This is a genomic window from Gracilimonas qinghaiensis, assembly GCF_046602855.1.
In the GTDB taxonomy this organism is placed as follows: Bacteria; Bacteroidota; Rhodothermia; order Balneolales; family Balneolaceae; genus Gracilimonas.
In genome coordinates, this window is sequence record NZ_JBKINJ010000002.1 from 608785 (window position 1) to 628848 (window position 20064).

The 20064-nt window shown below is 43.3% G+C and carries 19 protein-coding genes and 1 tRNA gene; 18 read left to right on the top strand and 2 right to left on the bottom strand.

What is annotated here, in order from left to right; genetic code table 11:
• Positions 1–425: 425 nt before the first annotated feature.
• Entirely contained in the window at positions 426–638 is a 213-nt protein-coding gene (locus tag ACKGJO_RS12565) for a hypothetical protein (protein WP_411323789.1), read from the bottom strand.
• A 141-nt stretch (positions 639–779) separates the two neighbouring features.
• On the opposite strand from ACKGJO_RS12565, the gene ACKGJO_RS12570 reads away from it, so the two are divergent.
• The 15 genes from ACKGJO_RS12570 (at position 780) to ACKGJO_RS12640 (ending at position 17550) form a co-directional block, all read left to right on the top strand.
• Entirely contained in the window at positions 780–1238 is a 459-nt protein-coding gene (locus ACKGJO_RS12570) for a thioredoxin family protein (RefSeq protein ID WP_411323790.1), read from the top strand.
• 22 nt (positions 1239–1260) lie between these two features.
• Positions 1261–2418, top strand: a complete 1158-nt coding sequence (locus ACKGJO_RS12575) for a PQQ-dependent sugar dehydrogenase (RefSeq protein ID WP_411323791.1) — start codon at positions 1261–1263, stop codon at positions 2416–2418.
• Positions 2419–2472: 54 nt separating this feature from the next.
• Positions 2473–4878: a DNA internalization-related competence protein ComEC/Rec2 gene (locus tag ACKGJO_RS12580; RefSeq protein WP_411323792.1), complete on the top strand. Its 2406-nt coding sequence runs from the start codon at positions 2473–2475 to the stop codon at positions 4876–4878.
• 91 nt (positions 4879–4969) lie between these two features.
• On the top strand, positions 4970–6211 hold the full coding sequence (locus ACKGJO_RS12585) for an amidohydrolase family protein (protein WP_411323793.1): 1242 nt from the start codon (positions 4970–4972) through the stop codon (positions 6209–6211).
• Positions 6212–6340: 129 nt separating this feature from the next.
• Complete coding sequence (gene xseB / locus ACKGJO_RS12590) at positions 6341–6544, top strand: exodeoxyribonuclease VII small subunit (protein ID WP_411323794.1); 204 nt, start codon at positions 6341–6343, stop codon at positions 6542–6544.
• Positions 6545–6560: 16 nt separating this feature from the next.
• A complete protein-coding gene (gene dxs / locus ACKGJO_RS12595) occupies positions 6561–8489 on the top strand; it encodes a 1-deoxy-D-xylulose-5-phosphate synthase (RefSeq protein WP_411323795.1) in 1929 nt (642 codons plus the stop codon).
• Positions 8486–9145 carry a hypothetical protein gene (locus tag ACKGJO_RS12600; RefSeq protein WP_411323796.1) on the top strand — a complete coding sequence of 220 codons (660 nt, stop codon included), beginning with the start codon at positions 8486–8488 and terminating at the stop codon, positions 9143–9145. Before dxs ends, ACKGJO_RS12600 begins: the two co-directional genes overlap by 4 nt.
• A gap of 15 nt (positions 9146–9160) precedes the next feature.
• Positions 9161–10162 carry a tRNA preQ1(34) S-adenosylmethionine ribosyltransferase-isomerase QueA gene (gene queA / locus ACKGJO_RS12605; RefSeq protein WP_411323797.1) on the top strand — a complete coding sequence of 334 codons (1002 nt, stop codon included), beginning with the start codon at positions 9161–9163 and terminating at the stop codon, positions 10160–10162.
• Positions 10163–10408: 246 nt separating this feature from the next.
• Entirely contained in the window at positions 10409–11770 is a 1362-nt protein-coding gene (locus ACKGJO_RS12610) for a Na(+)-translocating NADH-quinone reductase subunit A (RefSeq protein WP_411323798.1), read from the top strand.
• Positions 11771–11805: 35 nt separating this feature from the next.
• Positions 11806–12999: an NADH:ubiquinone reductase (Na(+)-transporting) subunit B gene (locus ACKGJO_RS12615; RefSeq protein WP_411323799.1), complete on the top strand. Its 1194-nt coding sequence runs from the start codon at positions 11806–11808 to the stop codon at positions 12997–12999.
• A 5-nt stretch (positions 13000–13004) separates the two neighbouring features.
• Positions 13005–13739 carry an NADH:ubiquinone reductase (Na(+)-transporting) subunit C gene (nqrC, locus tag ACKGJO_RS12620; RefSeq protein WP_411323800.1) on the top strand — a complete coding sequence of 245 codons (735 nt, stop codon included), beginning with the start codon at positions 13005–13007 and terminating at the stop codon, positions 13737–13739.
• Positions 13740–13787: 48 nt separating this feature from the next.
• Entirely contained in the window at positions 13788–14498 is a 711-nt protein-coding gene (locus tag ACKGJO_RS12625) for an NADH:ubiquinone reductase (Na(+)-transporting) subunit D (protein ID WP_411323801.1), read from the top strand.
• A gap of 4 nt (positions 14499–14502) precedes the next feature.
• Positions 14503–15120: an NADH:ubiquinone reductase (Na(+)-transporting) subunit E gene (gene nqrE, locus ACKGJO_RS12630; RefSeq protein ID WP_411323802.1), complete on the top strand. Its 618-nt coding sequence runs from the start codon at positions 14503–14505 to the stop codon at positions 15118–15120.
• Positions 15121–15146: 26 nt separating this feature from the next.
• Positions 15147–16466, top strand: a complete 1320-nt coding sequence (gene nqrF, locus ACKGJO_RS12635; RefSeq protein ID WP_411323803.1) for an NADH:ubiquinone reductase (Na(+)-transporting) subunit F — start codon at positions 15147–15149, stop codon at positions 16464–16466.
• 76 nt (positions 16467–16542) lie between these two features.
• Positions 16543–17550, top strand: coding sequence for an FAD:protein FMN transferase (locus ACKGJO_RS12640; RefSeq protein ID WP_411323804.1), 1008 nt, complete (start codon positions 16543–16545; stop codon positions 17548–17550).
• A 19-nt stretch (positions 17551–17569) separates the two neighbouring features.
• Here the strand turns inward: ACKGJO_RS12640 and ACKGJO_RS12645 are convergent, their stop codons facing one another.
• Positions 17570–17803: a membrane or secreted protein gene (locus ACKGJO_RS12645; protein WP_411323805.1), complete on the bottom strand. Its 234-nt coding sequence runs from the start codon at positions 17801–17803 to the stop codon at positions 17570–17572.
• A gap of 158 nt (positions 17804–17961) precedes the next feature.
• Here ACKGJO_RS12645 and ACKGJO_RS12650 point away from each other — a divergent pair.
• From ACKGJO_RS12650 to ACKGJO_RS12660, 3 genes are all read left to right on the top strand, one after another.
• Positions 17962–18035 (top strand) — tRNA-Arg (locus ACKGJO_RS12650).
• Between the two features lie 152 nt (positions 18036–18187).
• Positions 18188–18427, top strand: coding sequence for a hypothetical protein (locus tag ACKGJO_RS12655; RefSeq protein WP_411323806.1), 240 nt, complete (start codon positions 18188–18190; stop codon positions 18425–18427).
• Positions 18428–18809: 382 nt separating this feature from the next.
• Positions 18810–20057, top strand: a complete 1248-nt coding sequence (locus ACKGJO_RS12660; protein ID WP_411323807.1) for a hypothetical protein — start codon at positions 18810–18812, stop codon at positions 20055–20057.
• Positions 20058–20064 lie beyond the last annotated feature (7 nt).

Below are 20064 nucleotides of genomic sequence, written 5' to 3' on the forward strand. Positions count from 1 at the left end.
GAAATTTGATTTGGTTGAGGGCGCATCTCTGCCGTATACTGGAAGCAGTTATTCAAAAAACAAAGCGGCGGGTCTAAAAAAGACCGGCTTTTTTTATACCCTCCAGTTACGATTAAGTTATCTGACTCTTTTCTTTTCATTAATCGATATAAATATCCCAATGCTTACTGTACCGTCATACTCGTAAAGACGGGCATCCAAATACCACTAAGGAATGTTCCAATACTTTGAATACTACCATACTAAAGGATTTGGAGATCTATCTGTAGAAAAACGACTATGGACCTGAGATAGAAGCCTTCGAACGTCCTTTGGTTCCCGCAGTGTTGGGTATTGAGTTGATAATGAGATTCTAAACCGCTTGCAGGATCTTGCGGACGCTACGAAATTGTACAGTTTATATAATTAAAGCACCTATATGTCGACTAATTTTCATCCTCTTTTTTACCCGCACTTTTATAAGCCTGAGTGATTCGTTGATTCATCAGCCTCCTGTAATTTGTGAATTCGTATTCGCTTACTATGAATTCTGAGCGATACTCACCATCAAAGCACTCCACGTTTAATTTATTGGGTCGATCCGTTTCGGTGATCGTAACCTGAACTTTGCCCAATTTATAGGAGTCTCTTTCTTTCATAAACTGTAAATTTTTTATTTTTGAATGAAGGTAAAGAAATATGATTTCAGCGTTTTTAATAAAACTGTAAATAAATGCGTTTAGTGCCAATCTGAAGTCATTATTTTGTATTATTACACTCATTAAGAAATTGTTCTATATATGCAGAAGAAATCGATCATTATTTTTGCGGTCAGTTTATTTTTGGGCATCTTTGTCTATATATCCCTGACCAATGTTCAATCTCCGGTAAATGATAATTCTCCGGACTGGGTCCCTATACACGAAGCACAGGAAATAGCACAGGATTCTGACAAGCTTATTTTTGTGGATGTATATGAGATAGGTTGCCGCTACTGCCGGGCAATGGACAGAGAGGTATTTCCAGACTCTACCGTTCGTCAGGTTCTGGATGCCAACTATATTCCCGTCAGGATCGACGGAAATTCCACGGAAATGATCACTTTCAATAATGAACAGGTTCCCTCTAAGGAATTTGCCCAAAGTAAAGGCGCCTATGTATTTCCGACGTCACTCATTCTTGATTCACAAGGAAACGTTGTGAAGAAAAAAACAGGTTATATGGGCGTGGATGAGTTTCGACAATTTTTATATCAATAATTCTAATTAACCGAGGTCAAACATGAATTTCAAAAAGTTCAGCACGTCAACTCTGGTAGTCCTTTCACTTATGCTTACCGGCATGGGTTGCAACGGACAACCGGAAGAAATAGAACAATTACCGGTGGATGTAAGTGTAGAAGCTGAAAAAGTAGTTTCCATTGATGGTATAGGATGGGGCATTGCCTTTTTACCTGAAGGTGATATGCTTGTCACTGAAAAAAGTGGAAAAATTTATCGTGTAAACGGTGGTGAAGTTGTGGCTGAGATCACCGATGGAATTCCATCAGACCTTCAGGTAAATGGTCAGGGTGGGTTAATGGATATCACTCTTCATCCCGACTATGAGGATAATGGCTGGATCTACCTTTCCTATGCTTCAAGTACCGGAGAAGGTGAAGGCAGCAATACAGCTATCATGAGAGCCAAGTTGGAAAATGATGCTTTGATAGACTCAGAAGTCCTATATAAAGCAGAGCCTAACTCAACCCGGGGTCAGCATTACGGAAGCCGAATTGTATTTGATAGAGACGGCTATATGTACTTTTCAATTGGTGATCGTGGTAACAGAGACGTTCTGCCACAGGATATCACTAAGGACGGTGGAAAAGTTTATCGTCTGAATGATGATGGATCGGTTCCCTCTGATAACCCATTTGTAGGAAAAGAAGGTATTGATGCGGTATATTCGTACGGGCACAGAAACCCACAGGGAATGGATATGAATCCAAATACCGGAGAGATCTGGGCAAATGAGCACGGACCAAAAGGCGGAGATGAAGTGAATATCATAGAAGCCGGCAATAATTATGGCTGGCCTGTGATCAGTTATGGTATCAACTATGACGGCACTGAATTTGCGGAAGACACCGCCCGTGCGGGTATGGAGCAGCCCATTCTATACTGGGATCCTTCTATTGCACCCGCCGGTATGACCTTTGTAAACAGTGACAAGTATCCCGGATGGGAAGGCGACCTGCTAGTTGCTTCACTTAAATTTGCATATATAGCACACCTTGATGTGGAAGGAAATGACATAGGGGATGAAACCAAGCTGGTTGAAGGTGTAGGTAGAATCCGTGACATCGTTCAGGGTCCTGACGGTTACATCTATTTCACGGCAGAAGGTGATGGAGTGTATCGTTTAGAGCCAACCGTTACCGAGACTAGTGAAGGCTAAAAAGATGTACTAAAATATTTTGTAAGGAATTGATCTCAAGTCGCTCTAACTGTTATGGAGCGGCGGGACACATATCGATTTCCATATAGCAGATATCCTGCAGTAAGAATAGCACTATTCTATATTGCAGGTATTCTGCTTTTTTATTTTTACGAACCGGCAAGTGGTGCTGTAATAGGCATTTTTGCCGGACTATTCCTGTTGTATGCATTATCAGAATGGATGAGTCAAAGATCCGTTCTGACGCGTTGGTCAAAATTTGCCTCCGTTCTGTTTTTAATTCTAATTGTGCTATATGGGCAGCTTAGGATGGCGGTAGAACAATACAGTGAACGGTCAGTGGCTGTGGAATTACTGGAAAAACTAGATTGGGAAAAGGTTGAAACTTCAGGGCAGCTCGTATCCATATCATACACGTCAACTGGAAAGATGAGATGGGATGTTGAGACAGATACCACTTATTATAATGGAGTTGTCATTCCTCACCCATATAAAGCGAGGATATTGGCAGACGAAGTGGAAGGCGATGTAACTTTGGGTGATAAAGTATTTATCAGTGCCATAGTTATCCCGATCTCAGAAAAACGGAATCCACTTGATTTCAACTATAAAGCCTACCTTAGATCCCAGGATATATCGGTGCAGCTAAAAGCGGACAGCTTGTTTCATGTGACACCCAATAATAAGATCGGAGAGTGGATATGGTGGCGGGAAAAAGCGCTGGAGCTGGTCGATAAAAACTTTTCAGAACAAACGGCTCCCATAGCCAAAGCCCTTTTGATCGGATTCAAACAAGATCTGGATACACATTCAAAATCTGCTTTTGCAAGGGCCGGTTTGTCTCATATCATGGCTGTGTCCGGTTTGCATGTCGGGTTCATCATTGCCCCTTTCTGGGTGATCATTCCGTACTTTTGGACCTGGAAGCACGGTAAGGTTATGGGACTTCTGCTATTGGTATTGATACTGATCAGTTATGCAGGTATAACGGGATTCTCTCCTTCAGTGAGCCGGGCTTCTGTCATGGCCTTTTTTCTGACCTATGGCAAACTGTATCATAAGATCAACGATTCTATAAACCTGACAGCGGCAGCGGCCATCACGTTATTGATCTATGAGCCCACACAGTTGTTTGAGATCGGATTTCAGCTTTCATTTTCTGCCGTTTTGATAATCCTGCTTATACTGCCCGTCATACAAAACCTGTTACCAAACTGGGTGCGTATTCACTGGTACGGCAAACCACTGATGGTTGTGATCGTTTCCCTGGTGGTTCAATTTGGGCTTTATCCTTTGCAGGTATATTATTTTGGTGAGATCTCATTGGTGAGTCCGCTGGCAAATGCACTCTTTGTTCCTTTATTGGGGATCGTGGTTCCATTGTCATTGTTAGCTTTGGGGATCACAGCTGTGATTCCGGCCCTGGGTTTTTGGATCAACATTCCATCCTTTTACTTTCTGGAAGGAATGAGGGAATTTGTGATGATGGCGGCATCATGGAACTGGGCGTGGACCACAGCCTCACTCAATAACTCATTTTTCTTCATTTTCTGGCTCATCCTGATCTTTACGATCGCTGCATGGCATATTGCTTCCATGCGATGGAAAATGCTGAATACTGTGTTGGCAGCTGCCTGTATTCTGGTGGCCTGGAACCTGAGTCAAGAATTCCGAACAGCTAAATTTACCGTCATCTACTTCGATGTGGGTCAGGGTGATGCAGCGTTACTCCAAACGCCCACAGGTAAGAACATTTTGATCGATGCGGGGGTATGGTCGCCGGGTTATAATTCAGGAAAAGGGGTGATACTTCCACATTTACAGGCAAGTGGCATTAAAAAGCTGGATGCAATAGTACTGAGTCACCCACACTCTGATCACATTGGCGGTATTGTAGATCTGATCAACGAAATTGAAATAGGTATGATATATAACTCAGGGTATCGGTATGATTCAGAGTTATATAAGACTTATCTGGAAACGGCTGCTCAAAAAGGTGTTCCTGTTGAGTCGATTCAAGAAGGAGATACTTTGAATATTGATCCCGCTATGCTATTCCTTGTTATGGGGCCGGATGGCCAAACCCATAACTCAGATCCCAATGAACACTCAGTGATAATGAATGTGATATACGGTGAATCGGAGTTTCTCTTTACGGGTGATGCAGGTATCCATCAGGAGCAGCGTGTTTTAAGCAGATACGATAACCTATTGGATACAGATGTGCTCAAAGTGGGCCACCACGGAAGCCGTACCAGCTCCGGTTTGGCGTTCCTGAATAGAGTGACACCAGATTATTCCATCATTTCTCTGTCTGAACCAAACAGATATCGTCATCCTCATAAAGAGGCTATTCAACGACTCTCGACCACAGGTTCTGAAATGTTATTTACCAGTTTGGAGAAGGCAGTTATTTTGGAGACTGATGGAAAAAGCATCGGGCGCGTACATTGGGATTAGTTGTTAAAGAAAGTTTCTGCGATCGGCTATAAATGGAATCCTGTTTTTCTTTTACTATAATAAGCGAAATTCAAATTTAAACTTATTTGGTATGATCAGGTTCACTCTTCTATTAACCGTGCTCACGCTTTTCTTTTCCGGTTTTATGCAGGCGCAATCAAAATTGACCCATAATTCCTATGCTTTGACCAATGGTCACATCATAGATCATGAGGCTGAGCAAATATTTGATAACTCTACTATTCTGGTCTCGGATGGAAAGATCGAACGAATTTTACAGGGTGGAAGTACCATTCCATCTGGATATGAGGTTATAGATCTTGAAGGGAAGTATGTAATGTCAGGCTACATTGATGCCCACACGCATTTGAATTCATTGTCATCGGCAGACAGGGCATTGAGATCCGGCGTGACAACGGTTCGAAGTTCAAGCGTTCCGTTCTTCCAGGATGTGGCCATCAAGAATTTAGTCGACCAAAATTATCTGCCCGGACCTGACATGATCCCGGCCGGAGTATTTGTAACACCTGATCTGGGTGAAAGTATTCTGGCTGATCCGGAACTTGCCGTGCTTTTTGAAGGAGTGACCACAGAAGAAGCTCTCAGAAAGCTGGTTCAGATCAATGTTGAAAGAGGAGCCGAATTCATTAAAACGCGAGGTACGGAAAGAGCCGGTGTACCTGATACTGACCCGCGTAAGCAAACCTATACCGAAGATCAGTTGCGAATAGTAGTAGAAGAGGCGGCCAAATATGATGTGCCTATTCAGATCCACGGTCACGGTGATGAAGGCTCCTATGCTGCTGTGAGTGCCGGGGCGAGAAGCATTGAACACGGAACGTATCTCAGTGATAAAACCCTGGATCTCATGGTTCAAAAAGGAACCTATTTTGTGCCCACCTACAGCACCGTGTATGACCTAACCCAGCCCGGTGGTGATTACGACAACCCGGTTCTCAGAAACAGAGGCCGCCATATGCTGCCGGAACTTGGTAATACCGTGCAGCGTGCTCACGAAATAGGCGTCAATATCGTGACCGGAGCCGATACAGGATACGGACCTAACAGCTTGACCCGCATCAGTCATGAAATGACCTTTTTCGTGGAGCTGGGTTTCTCTCCATATGAGGCCATTCGAAGTGCAACGTCTGTTGCCGCTGAATTGCTTCGCATAGATGATAGAACCGGTCAGCTGGCACCCGGATATGAAGCAGATCTGGTAGTTCTGAACAGCAACCCCATCGAGGATATGAAAGCAACACAAGACGTGATCCTCGTTATGAGTAACGGGCACATGGTCTTCAATCGATTGCCTTTTCAGATAACTGACTAATGAACGGATAAAAAAAATTAACGTTAGTGCACTGAGCCCGACTTCGGGGTTTAGTGCATGTCTTTTTGGGAAATAACCGGTATTATTGAGGGAGAAAATAAAATACCCTAACGCATCTAAAAAATCTTAATGCCCGATCAGGAACGACCGAGCTTTGAAGAAGCTTTAAAGAAACTGGAAACCATAGTAGAAGAACTTGAAAAAGAAGACATCACCCTTGAAGACTCAGTAAAGCTGTACGAAGAAGGAGTAAAGATGTCGCGATTCTGCACAGAAATACTTGAAAATGCAGAACTTCGAATAGAACAAGTAAACGAGGCTGACACCCAATAAGATCAGATGAGTAATTATGGAGAGCATGAAGCCGAAGCCGGGAACACTGCTAGCGAGCATTGATTCTCCTTCCGATCTAAAAAAATTAAACCACGAGCAGTTACAGGATGTCTGCGACGAGCTTCGGCAATATATCATCGATCAGGTATCTGTGATCGGTGGCCACTTTGGTGCCAGTCTTGGCGTTGTGGAATTGACAACAGCTCTTCACTATGTTTACGATACTCCCAACGACCTGCTTGTTTGGGATGTGGGTCATCAGGCTTATGGTCATAAAATTCTAACCGGGCGAAGAGATCAATTTCACACCAATCGTCAGTATGGTGGGTTATCAGGCTTTCCCAATCGGTCAGAAAGTAAATATGATACTTTTGGTGTTGGTCACTCAAGCACTTCTATTTCTGCCGCACTTGGAATGGCCGTGGCAAGAGACCTTAATAAGTCAGATAAAAAGGTGGTTGCGGTAATTGGCGATGGAGCCATGACGGCCGGACTAGCCTTTGAGGCCATGAACAATGCCGGCGCCATGAACAGCGATATTCTGGTGATCCTGAATGACAATAATATGTCTATAGATCCCAATGTAGGAGCGTTGAAAGAATATCTTGCCGACATAACCACCAGTAAGACCTTCAATAAGATGAGGGATGAGATCTATGATATGCTCGGTCATTTTAAATCGGCCGGTGAGAAAATGCGAAAAGTTGCCTCAAGGCTGGAGAATGCAGTAACCGCAGCACTGACCCCCGGTGCACTTTTCAGGGCACTTGGGTTTAAATATTACGGTCCCACGGATGGCCACGATGTGGAAGGATTAAGAAATATCCTGGAAGATCTGAAAGAAGTAAAAGGCCCAAAACTGTTGCATATAGTTACAGTGAAAGGGAAGGGATTTGCCCCGGCAGAACGGGAGCAAACGAAATGGCACGCTTCCAGCAGTCCTTTTGATAAGATCACCGGTAAATCTCTGGCTAAACCTGTAACTCAGAAAATAAAACCGGCTCCCAAGTACCAGGATGTATTTGGAGAGGCATTAGTGGAGCTGGCAGCTCAGGATGAACAGATCGTAAGTATGACGCCTGCCATGCCCAGCGGTTCAAGTTTGCTGCCGATGATGAATACATTTCCCGACAGGGCTTTTGACGTGGGTATTGCAGAACAGCATGCAGTCACATTTGCGGCAGGTTTGGCGGCAGAAGGTAAAAAGCCATTCTGTGCCATCTACTCCTCATTTCTGCAGCGGGGTTATGATCAGCTGGTGCACGATGTTGCTATCCAAAAACTGCCGGTCGTGTTTTGTATTGACAGGGCAGGATTAGTGGGGGCAGACGGGGCTACGCATCACGGATTATATGATGTGGCCTTTATGAGAACTATCCCAAATATGGTGATATCATCGCCACTAAATGAGCAGGATCTCAGAGATATGATGTATACCGCCTCAAAATATGAGGTTGGATCCTGGGCCATTCGATATCCGAGAGGGCGTGCTACCGGAACGGCAATTGAAGGATTTAAAGACTTACAGATCGGTAAAGGCGCGGTACTGCAGGAAGGCGAAGATGTTGCTGTACTCAGTTTTGGTCCCATTGGTAAATATGTGACCGAAGCCTCCGACAAACTTGAGAGTGACGGGATACATATTGGTCATTATGATATGCGATTTGCGAAACCCCTGGATACAGACCTTATCGACAAGATCTGTAAATCCTATGACCATATCATAACGCTTGAGGATGGAGCGAAAATGGGGGGCTTTGGAAGTGCGGTGGCCGAATATATATCGGAGAAAGAAAACCGACCAACGCTCAAAATAATGGGCGTCCCTGATCGTATAGTAGAACACGGAACCCAGGAAGAACTACACGATGAGGTTGGTATCGGAGTAGCGGGTATCGTTGAAACAGTTTTAAACTACTTCGAAAAGAAAGAGATCAAGATTTGAGTAACAAAACACTTCTTATATCGATAATTGTGGCAGCTTTTATGATGACAAGCTGTCTGAATGACTCTCAACCACCTTTTTACAGTTTAGTTCAAGGCGTGGTGACAGTCGGAAACGGACCGGTTCAGGGGGCCGGGATCCATGTTGAAAATTTTTATACACCGGATGATGTCTTCTCCCCTCAAAACGTAGATGAGGGATTCGAGATCAGCTTCATTTCCAGTTCTTCCGGTGAATACAACGCAAACCTATACAGATTCCGGTCTGATTCCCTCCTGGCTAATTTTTATACGGCTGAACTCGATTCCGGTGAGCATGTGATCACAATACCTGCAGAGCTGTTAAGTGACGGGATCTACGTATATGAGGTCGTAACTCCAAGCAATGACAGCTTCACAAGATTGTTATTTGCCGAAAAGTCGGATTCACTTCTCTACCGGTCTGAGCCATTTACCACTACCAATGCAGACGGGGAGTTCTTGATCAACCCCAACATGCTAGCCTTTGGCGCTGACTTCCTTACGGCAGATAACAGTGAATTCGTTGTGATTGACAGCATTGAATTTAAAATTGTAGTAGACAGCGTACTTGTCGAAACAAGAAAAGTAGAAGTCAGGCCAAATCAGGATAGTTTCTTTGAATTTGATCTCGACTAAATTCTTCACGAGTTAATGAAATACACCCTATCTGATTTTGATTACGATTTGCCGGAAAAACTGATCGCTCAATCGCCCGCCAATCCCAGAGACCATGCCCGCTTGCTGGTTTACGACCGTAAAACCGGCAAGATCACAGATGATCATTTCTATAACATTGGGGATTATCTTCCGGATCACACCAGTTTGATAGTGAATAACAGTAAGGTTGAAAAATGCAGGTTGCTGTTTGATGAAGGGAAAAAAGAGATATTTGTAACCTCGGCCCGCAATAACAGAACTGTGGAAGCAATGGTAAGACCGGGAAAGAAATTCAAGCTCGATAAAACGGTAAAACTTACAGATGCTGTTTCAGCAAAGGTAACGCACGTAGCTGATGATGGTCTTCGCACTCTTGAGTTTACCTGCGATCTCGATGACCCACAGATCGAGCCATATAGGCATACCCCATTTCCACCCTATATAGAGCAGGACGAGTCACTTTCGGATGAATATCAGACCGTGTATGCCAAGGATATGGGAAGCAAGGCTGCACCTACAGCCGGACTTCATTTTACCGAAAAGCTCCTCAATAAGCTTGAACAGCAGGGAGTAAAGAAAACTGAAGTCACCCTCCATGTTGGGTTGGGGACCTTTGCACCGGTCAAAACGGAAGATATTTCCGACCATAAGATGCATAGCGAATGGTTCCAGCTTGAAGAACAGAGGTGCCGGGATTTAAACGAGGCAAAGCATATCACCGCGGTAGGGACCACCAGTGTTCGGGTACTTGAAACGGCTGCCGGCGAAAACCGAACGTTTGAACCGCGCTCTATGGATACGGATATCTTTATCACACCGGGTTATAAATTCAAGGCAGTAGATGCACTAATTACCAATTTTCACCTTCCCAAAAGCACGTTGCTTATGTTGGTAGCCGCGTTTATGGGCTTTGATGAGATGAAGAAAGTATATGATCATGCCATCGAAAATGAGTACAGATTTTATTCATTTGGTGATGCTATGCTCATTTTATAGTCTTAACTTTTTCTTCATTTAAAGCGTGTAGATTGGGGCGTTTGTTTAGAATGAGTGCCCGCAATAAGTTAGACGCCCAAAATATCTGCAAAGTTCTTCTTTTTTTTACTCGAAATGAGTCGAAAAATTAAGTACCTTTCTGCCCTTGTTTCATTAAGCAAGTAATGTTTGTTAGAGACTAATTCATGAAGGGAGATAGAACATATCTCAATCCCATTTTCAATTAATCGATTATTTGAATCATAAATGTCTGATGTAAAGAAGATTAAGCGAGGAGTTGATATCAAGCTTGTTGGTGAAGCTGATAAAGAATTTGCTCCTGATAAGACTGTAAAAACGATCGCTGTTAAACCTGTAGATTTCCATGGAGTAAGGTTAAAGCCCACCGTTAAAGAAGGTGATGAAGTTAAAGCCGGAACACCATTATTCTACAATAAAGATAATGAAGCTGTTAAGTTTTGCTCAACGGTAAGCGGTGAAGTTGCACAGGTTGTAAGAGGAGCAAAGCGCCGACTGCTGGAAATTCGTGTGCTGGCCGATAAGGAAGCTGAATATGTAGATTTTGGCGCAGCAGACCCCAATACACTTGAAAGAGAGGTGATCATTGAAAAGATGGCTGCATCAGGTTGCTGGCCATTTCTTAAGCAGCGCCCGTATAATGTGGTAGCTGATACTGAAAAAACTCCGAAAGCTATTTTTATTTCAGGCTTTGATTCTGCTCCTCTTGCTCCGGATATGTCACTGTTGCTGGAAGGGCAGGAAAAAGAATTTCAGGCCGGTATCAATGCACTTAAAAAGCTCACTGACGGAAAGATCCATGTGGGCCTGAATGCAAAAGAAAAATCAAGCCCGGTATTGACCAACGCTGAAGGTGTGACCATTACTAAATATGAAGGTCCGCATCCTGCAGGCGCCGTTGGAGTTCAGATCGCACGGGTCGATCCGATCTATCGTGGTGATATCGTTTGGACCATCAACCCAGAGCACGTAGTTATCATTGGTCGTTTGTTCCTGGAAGGTAAATTCGATGCACGGATCAGGATCGCGGTAACAGGGTCAGAGGTCAAGGATAGAAAATATCATAACACTATTATTGGTGCGCCGGTCCGTAATTTCACTGAAGGAAATACCACTGAAGGTAACAACCGTATCATCACCGGGAATGTATTGACAGGTACCAAGATAGACGATGAAGGATATCTGAGTATATACGAGCGACAGGTAACGGTAATTCCTGAAGGTGATGAGCCTGAGTTTTTTGGCTGGCTGTTACCAAAAACGGATAAATTCAGTATCTCAAGAACCCTGCCTTCATGGATACAGAGAAAATTTGGCGATAAGAAATATGAATTAGATACCAATACTCACGGTGAGCGCAGAGCATTTGTGGTTTCCGGCGAGTACGAACAGGTATTTCCATTTGATATTTATCCGGTTCAGCTGTTAAAAGCTGTTATTGTACAGGATATTGAACGAATGGAAAATCTTGGGATCTATGAAGTTGTAGAAGAAGATATGGCTCTTTGTGAAGTTGTTTGTACTTCCAAGATGCCGGTTCAAAGCATACTTCGGGATGGTCTCGAGTTGATGCGTGAAGAATTAGGTTAGTGATTTTAAAAAGTGAAGTCATACAGAAGTAACGGATGAAAGCATTACACAATTATTTAGAAAATAACATCAGGCCCAAGTTTGAAGAGGGCGGAAAGTTTGAAAAACTTTGGCCGGTATATGATGGTTTCGCAACATTTCTATTTGTTCCGGGGCATACCGCTGAAAGTGGCGGTGCGCATATCAGGGACGGGATAGATCTGAAACGTACCATGAATACGGTGATCATAGCCCTTATCCCGGCATTGCTGTTTGGGATGTGGAACATAGGCTATCAGCACTACCTGGCTTTAGGTATGGATACATCCTTCATGGATGAGTTCATATTTGGAGCGATCAAGGTATTGCCAATGGTCGTTGTATCATATGGAGTTGGACTCGGTGTCGAGTTTTTGTTCTGTGTGGTAAAAGGGCATCAGATCAACGAGGGATATCTGGTAACCGGTATGTTGATCCCCCTTATCATGCCGGTAGATCTGCCGCTTTGGATGCTGGGACTGTCTGCTGCCTTTGCCGTTGTGATCGGTAAAGAGGTGTTTGGCGGAACCGGAATGAATATCTTTAACCCGGCGCTTATAGCCCGTGCCTTTGCCTTCTTTGCCTATCCGGCATATATGTCTGGTGACAGCGTTTGGATCAATACTTCCGTACAGGAAGGTCAGGCTGTTGTAGACGGATTTTCAGGCGCAACTATCTTAGGTCAGCTTGCAACCACGGGAACCACTTCTTATTCAGCTTTGGATGCTTTTATAGGAACCATACCCGGCTCTGTTGGTGAGACCTCTATTATTATGATATTGATCGGGGCCGCAGTATTGATCTATACCGGTATCGGTAGCTGGAGAATTATTTTAAGTGCACTGGCCGGCGGTGTTGCAATGGGGCTTATTTTCAATGCCGTTGCACCCTATGCGATTTCAGAGGCACAGCAGCAATTTATGGCTGTACCATTTTGGCAGCAATTGATAGTAGGAGGATTTGCCTTCGGCATCGTCTTTATGGCAACGGATCCGGTATCGGGCGCCAGAACAGATACAGGTAAATGGATCTATGGATTCCTGATCGGTTTCCTTGCTATCATGATACGTGTATTTAATCCTGCGTATCCTGAAGGCGTGATGCTGGCTATTTTATTCATGAATACCATGGCGCCACTTGTTGACCATTACGTGCTGAAGGCCAACATGAAGAGACGCGAAAAACGAAATTTAAAAACAGCTGAGGCTTAAGACTCATGGATGTAAATAAGAACAGTTACACATTTATGTTTGCGGCTGCAATGGTTGTTGTGGTAGCAGCCATTTTATCCTTTGCGGCTACAAATCTGAAGCCACTTCAGAAGCAAAATGTGGAGATGGAAAAGATGCAGAGCATTCTGAGATCCATCGAGGTTGAAGGGACGCGTGAAGAATCCGCGGAAGCATATCCGGAATATGTTACCAGTGAACTGGTGATCCAAAACAATGAATTGATCGAAGGCGTAGATGCTTTCAACATCGATCTGGCCAAACAGATACGAAAACCTATATCTGAAAGACAGGCCCCTTTATATATAGCCGAGAAGAATGGTGAAACATTTTATGTCATCCCACTGCGTGGGACAGGATTATGGGGACCGATCTGGGGTTATATTTCGCTTCAGAATAATTTATCAACCATATATGGTGCTGTATTTGATCACCAGGCTGAAACACCCGGCCTTGGAGCAGAGATTAACACAGAGTCTTTTCAGGATCAGTTCAAAGGAAAGGAGATCCTGAATGATGATGGCACACTGGTGGGTATCGATGTTGTAAAAGGTGAAGCCAGTGGTGAAAGTGAAGTGGATGGTATCAGTGGCGGAACTATTACATCTGATGGTGTGGAAGCTATGATAGCTAACAACTTACAGGCTTACATACCCTTTTTGAAAGAATACACAGGTTATAGCGGCTCAACAGCGACAGCGGTTCAGCCCGATAACAATTAATCATTTTAAGTTTACTAACTAAGGCGCAACTTAACTATTTAGAGCGTTATGGCAGAAGCAGCAGAAACAATTGAAGAAGGAGTAGAGGATCAGGCGGAGGTCATTGAAGCCCCCAAAGAACCTTTATTCTCAAAAAAGAACAGAAAATTAATAACGGACCCATTAGACGATGATAACCCGATCACCGTGCAGGTGTTGGGTATTTGTTCAGCGTTGGCGATCACCGTAAAGATGTATCCGGCTCTGGTAATGGCTATTTCCGTTATCTTTGTAATGGTATCGGCGAATGTTATCGTATCAGCGATGCGAAATCTGATTCCGAATCGGATCCGTATCATTGTACAATTAACCATTATCGCATCATTAGTAGTGCTTGTAGATCAGGTGCTCAGAGCCTACGCATTTGATGTATCAAAAGAGCTGTCGGTATTCATTGGTCTGATCATTACGAACTGTATCATTATGGGCCGGCTTGAAGCCTTTGCACTCGGTAACAACGTCTGGAAGTCCTTTTTAGATGGTTTAGGAAATGCTTTCGGATATGGAGCGATTTTGATCGCAGTTGCGTTCTTCAGAGAGTTACTGGGTTCAGGCACGCTATTCGGTTACCAAATAATACCGGATGCCTGGTATGCAGCTAATGGTGGATATTATGTGAACAACGGTTTCATGTTGTTACCTCCAATGGCACTTATAGTAGTAGGTATCATTATCTGGGTTCAGCGTGCAAGAAATACCAAATTGATAGAGGAGGCATAAATCAATGCAAGAATTAATTAACATATTTGTAAAAGCGGTTTTTGTTGAGAATATGATCTTTGCCTATTTCTTAGGCATGTGTTCATACCTGGCAGTATCCAAAAAAGTAACAACCGGTGTCGGACTTGGTTTTGCTGTGATCTTTGTATTGGGTATCACGGTACCGGCCAACTATTTACTTGAAAATTATGTGCTGTCTGAAGGTGCTTTGTCATGGGTAAGCCCTGCGTTTGCTGAAGTTGACCTGAGTTTCCTCTCATTCATCCTTTTCATTGCCATCATTGCATCTATGGTACAGCTGGTAGAGATGACCGTAGAGAAATTTTCACCGTCATTGTATAACTCACTTGGTATCTTCCTGCCCCTTATCGCTGTAAACTGTGCGATCTTGGGTGGTTCACTGTTCATGCAGGAGCGAAATTATGCCAATATCGGTGAGGCGTCTGTATTTGGACTTGGCAGTGGCGTGGGTTGGTTTTTAGCGATCGTAGCTATAGCAGCCATTCGTGAGAAAATACAATATTCAAACGTTCCCGGTCCTCTTAGAGGTCTTGGAATTACCTTTATCGTAACTGGCCTGATGGGCATCGCGTTCATGTCATTCATGGGTATCAAGTTATAATCACTATATAAGAAGAGCTTTTTAAAATGATATTAGCATTAGCATCTACAACTTTTATCGTATCTACCAGTATCATCGTATTCTTTGTGGTGGTCTTTGTACTGGTTTCTATTCTTTTAACAGCAAAATCATATTTGATACCATCCGGACCTGTTCATATTAAGATCAATGATGAAATGGATCTTAAAGTTGACTCCGGAAGTACTTTACTGAGTACACTGAGTGAAAATAAGATCTTTCTGCCCTCAGCATGCGGTGGAGGTGGAACATGTTTACAATGTGTGTGTCAGGTTCATGAGGGAGGCGGTGAGATCTTGCCAACTGAAGAGCCTCATTTTACCAGAAAAGAGATCAAGGAAGATTGGCGCTTGAGCTGTCAGGTGAAGGTAAAAGAAGATATGAAGATCGAAGTACCTGAAGAGGTATTTGGGATCAAGAAGTGGGAGGCAGAGGTTGTTTCCAATTATAACGTGGCTTCATTTATCAAGGAATTTATTATTGAGGTCCCTGAAGATATGGACTACAAAGCCGGTGGATATATTCAGATCGAGATCCCGCCATGCGAGGTCGATTTTAAGGATATTGACATTACGGCTCATCCTGAAGAGCATCCCGGTGAACCTGATAAATTCCAAAAAGAATGGGATGAGTATGGTCTTTGGGATCTCAAGATGAAAAACACTGAATTTGTGGAACGGGCATATTCTATGGCCAGCTATCCTGCAGAGGGACGCAGGATCATGCTTAATGTTCGTATCGCGACTCCGCCATGGGACAGAGATAAGAATACATGGCAAGACGTTAACCCGGGTATTGCCTCCTCGTTCATTTTTTCCAGAAAGCCGGGTGATAAGGTAACCATATCCGGTCCTTATGGTGAGTTCTTCATCAAGAAGGAAAGTGAAAAAGAGATGCTTTACATTGGCGGTGGTGCCGGTATGGCTCCGATGCGCTCTCACCTGTTTGAGTTGTTCAAAACACTTGAAACAGGCCGTAAAGTCACTTACTGGTATGGTGGTCGTTCTAAGCGCGAGTTGTTCTATCTTGATCATTTCCGTAAACTTGATGAGCAATTCGATAATTTCGATTTCTACGTCGTTCTATCCGAACCGCTTGAAGAAGATAACTGGGTTGAGAAAAAAGACATACATGACGAAGAAGGCGACGGTTTCGTGGGATTTGTTCACCAGGCAGTGATAGATCACTACCTGGAACAGCATCCTGAACCGGAAGAGATCGAATTCTATTTCTGTGGTCCACCGCTGATGAATCAGGCTGTACTGCAAATGTGCGACGAATGGGGCGTTCCTGATGAGAATGTCGCATTTGATGACTTCGGTGGCTAAGACCAATTAATCAATTAGAAAAAACCCCGTATACACTACGGGGTTTTTTTATTTAGGCTTTATATAACATTTCACTATGCAAAGAATACTGACGCTCCTTTTAATAATTTTTTTCGCCATATCCTGCTCACAAATACAAGAATCCAAATATATAGAAAATAGCGGGAGAGCCCAGGGCTCGACCTATCAGATCAAATATGAATCACCCGAAGGAAAAGACTTTGGGGATGATATTGAAGCCATCTTCAAACGCATCGATCTATCCATGAGCACCTATGTGCCCACATCTCTGGTATCAACCGTAAATAAAGGGGATACCCTTGTTCAGGTAGATACTCTTTTCATGGAGGTCTTGAATCGCTCACTCGAAATAGCCGAAGAAACAAACGGTGACTTTGATCCAACCATAGGTCCTTTGGTAAGTCTGTGGGGTTTTGGATTTGAGGAACTCAGGCAGGATGTAAGTCCGCAGATGGTTGAGCAAACATTGGAAAAGACAGGGTACCAGCATATTCAGGTAAAAGAAGACAGTGTGAAGGTCCCGGAAGGCTTTCAGATCGATTTTAATGCCATAGCTCAGGGGTATACAGTAGATTATATAGCGGAGTATCTTGAAAGCTACGAGGCAGTAAATTATATGGTAGAAGTAGGAGGAGAAGTTCGGGCAAGAGGAGTAAACCAGACGGATGAGATCTGGAGGATCGGCGTTGACAAACCGTCAGAAGAGATAGATGCTGAAGGCAGATTTCAGTTTATCCTGGAATTGAAAGATAAAGCACTGGCAACATCCGGTAATTACAGAAAGTTTTGGGTGGATGAAGAAACAGGAGCCCGTTATTCACATACCATAGATCCACAAACAGGCTATCCCGCTAAGAACAGTTTATTGAGTGCATCCATAATAAGTGACTCAGCCATGGATGCTGATGCCTATGCTACTGTTTGCATGGTCAAAGGATTAGAGGAATGCAGGGAATTTCTGAACGCCAAAGATGAGCTGGAAGGATATCTCATATATGATGATGGCTCAAGTAACTGGGGAACATATGTTACCGAAGGGTTTGAAGAATTTGTTGTGAATTAGGTCAGCGGCTGCCGATCAATTACCCTACAAACGGGGTAAATTCCTCGTCATTCTTTTTATCGGTATTGGGATTTTTGCATTTTTGTTGAGGTGAGGCACCACAAAAACCGCAAGCTTCTCCCTCTTTGTTCAAAAATGGACTTTGGCTGGCACAGGTTCCGGCAAATTCACCGCCATCTTTGGCCAGTATCTTTATTGCAATACCGGCAAAGCCGATTCCAATTAAGCCTATTGCTACAACAAATTCTAACATAGTATCCTCTTGTTTTAATGGACCCAAAGTTCGGGATTTATATACCAAACAGCAATAAAGACCAAAGAATTTCGAGTGTTTCTGAGCCCAACTCTTCTTATATTCGAAGCCCTTTAGAAATACGAACATTATAACAGCAGAATGTTCAATGTTCATCTGCGCCCGTAGCTCAATTGGATAGAGCGTCTGACTTCGGATCAGAAGGCTGAGGGTTCGAATCCTTCCGGGCGTACATTGACGTACTAAAGCCAAGCCATAAGATATTTACTTACAATGTCTTATGGCTTTTGTGTTTTTAAGAGCGGCAAACATACGGCAAACATTTTCACTTAAATGCTTCGTCTTTCTTAGTTGAAGCTTTTCTTTTTAATAGCGATAACCCAAATGAAATTATATAAGAGACTTGGACTCCCAACACCTAAGTTTAAGCGTCACGATTACACCACCGACCACAAAGGGCAGTCCTTTAAAATCCGATTTCTTGAATGGGATTTTGACAGAGAAGAGTTTTATTACTTTTCGATGCCAGATACTTATGCCGGAAAAATATATGAAGGAGACTCAGAGCTCAAGTATGGATGTTTAGAACTGTTGTTTGGGGGAGGAAGAAGGGTTGATTCTTGATAAGAAGAATGGCAATTCGCTGACACAGTGAACTATTACTGTGTTTTTAGATGTTTAAAGCGGTTTTTTTGAAGCGATCGAGCTATATGTAAAATTATTTTAATATTTAATTTATATGTTTATAATAGACGGTTAAAAAAATTTAACACTGAAAATAATATCACTTTTTAGTGTATTCGGGATACAAAATTAAATGAGGGTCGTATGTTTACAAGTATTGCAGGATTCATTTCTATTCTTTTAATAGGAGGTTTTCGGGGATTAGCTCAGTCTGCCCAACTTATATCTTATCCTGGTTTTGATATTACTCCGGCCACATCTATTTCTCGCGTCTGCTATCGGTTACTTATCAAAAATTATTCAGCCATATAAATTTACTCCTATGAGATCACTACTTATGAGCCTCGTATTTTGCGTGGGCTTAATTTCTGCCCTTACGGCCCAGCCGGTCAAAACTTCTAATGACCTCGGTTCTAAAGCCGATCCCTATATTGTTGACCTAACCGCTGCAGACTACGCCTTTGCCATGCCCTCCGAGATCAAATCGGGCTGGGTGACTTTCAAAATGAAGAATATCGGAAAAGAGGAACATTTCGCAGCTATTGATCGGATTAACGATGATATTCCCTTTGACTCCCTTAACAGCTGGGTCATTGAAGGTTTCAACAAGAGAGAAAGCAGTTCACTCCAGAAATTCTGGAATTTGAACAGAACAAAAGTGAGTGGACCTGGTTTTTTAAGTTCAGGACATACCGGAGAGACAACCGTTTACCTTCGGCCCGGTCAATACGTTATGATCTGTGGGATTCGCACGGAAAATAATGAATTTCATTTCACTAAGGGGATGGTCAAGGCTTTTGCTGTGACCGATACAGAATCTGGAGCACCAAATCCTAAATTTACGGCTCAAATAAAACTAAGCAGCCTGGCCATATCTACAGATCGGGCTATTGGTTCTGGTAATCACACATTCAAAGTACAAACGATGAACAGTCAGGATGTGCATTTGGTGCGACTGAACGATGGACAGGAATTTGAAGAACTGACGAAATGGATGGGTGACTTTAGAGCGCCTTCCCCCTTTAGTTTTCTGGGCGGAGTGGAAGAAGGTACTCCGGACCAGCCGACTTACTTTACCGCTGAGTTGAGTCCCGGTCGCTATGCATTTATATCCCATGGGTCTCCGGGGGCGATGGGAGAGCATTTTACTATACCTGAATCGGGTAAGGCACCGGCTATCACCAACCAACCGGTGAATCCTCCGGTTCAAATAAATGATAGCACTCAAAAACTGGAGGTACCAACCGGTCGCACACTGATCACGGTGACGAATACCAAGGAAAAGACTGCAAGGGTTGAAGGATTTCAGCTTCGTCCCGGATTTTCGGTACGGGATTTTGTGGTATGGTGGGAAAAGGTACGAATCTATCAGACGGCAGGTTTTCTGGATAATCCATTTCCCTATACAACTACCGAACGAAAAACACTGGCTGTGGGTGAAAGTATGACCTTTAACCTGGATGTACAGGCTGAAGATTATCTGTTTATTTGGCGTGAAGATTTTAATAATCCTGAATTAACCACGGAAGAGCGCATGGAAAAAGTAAGCATAATGACCGGGAAAAATTAAGGCAGTA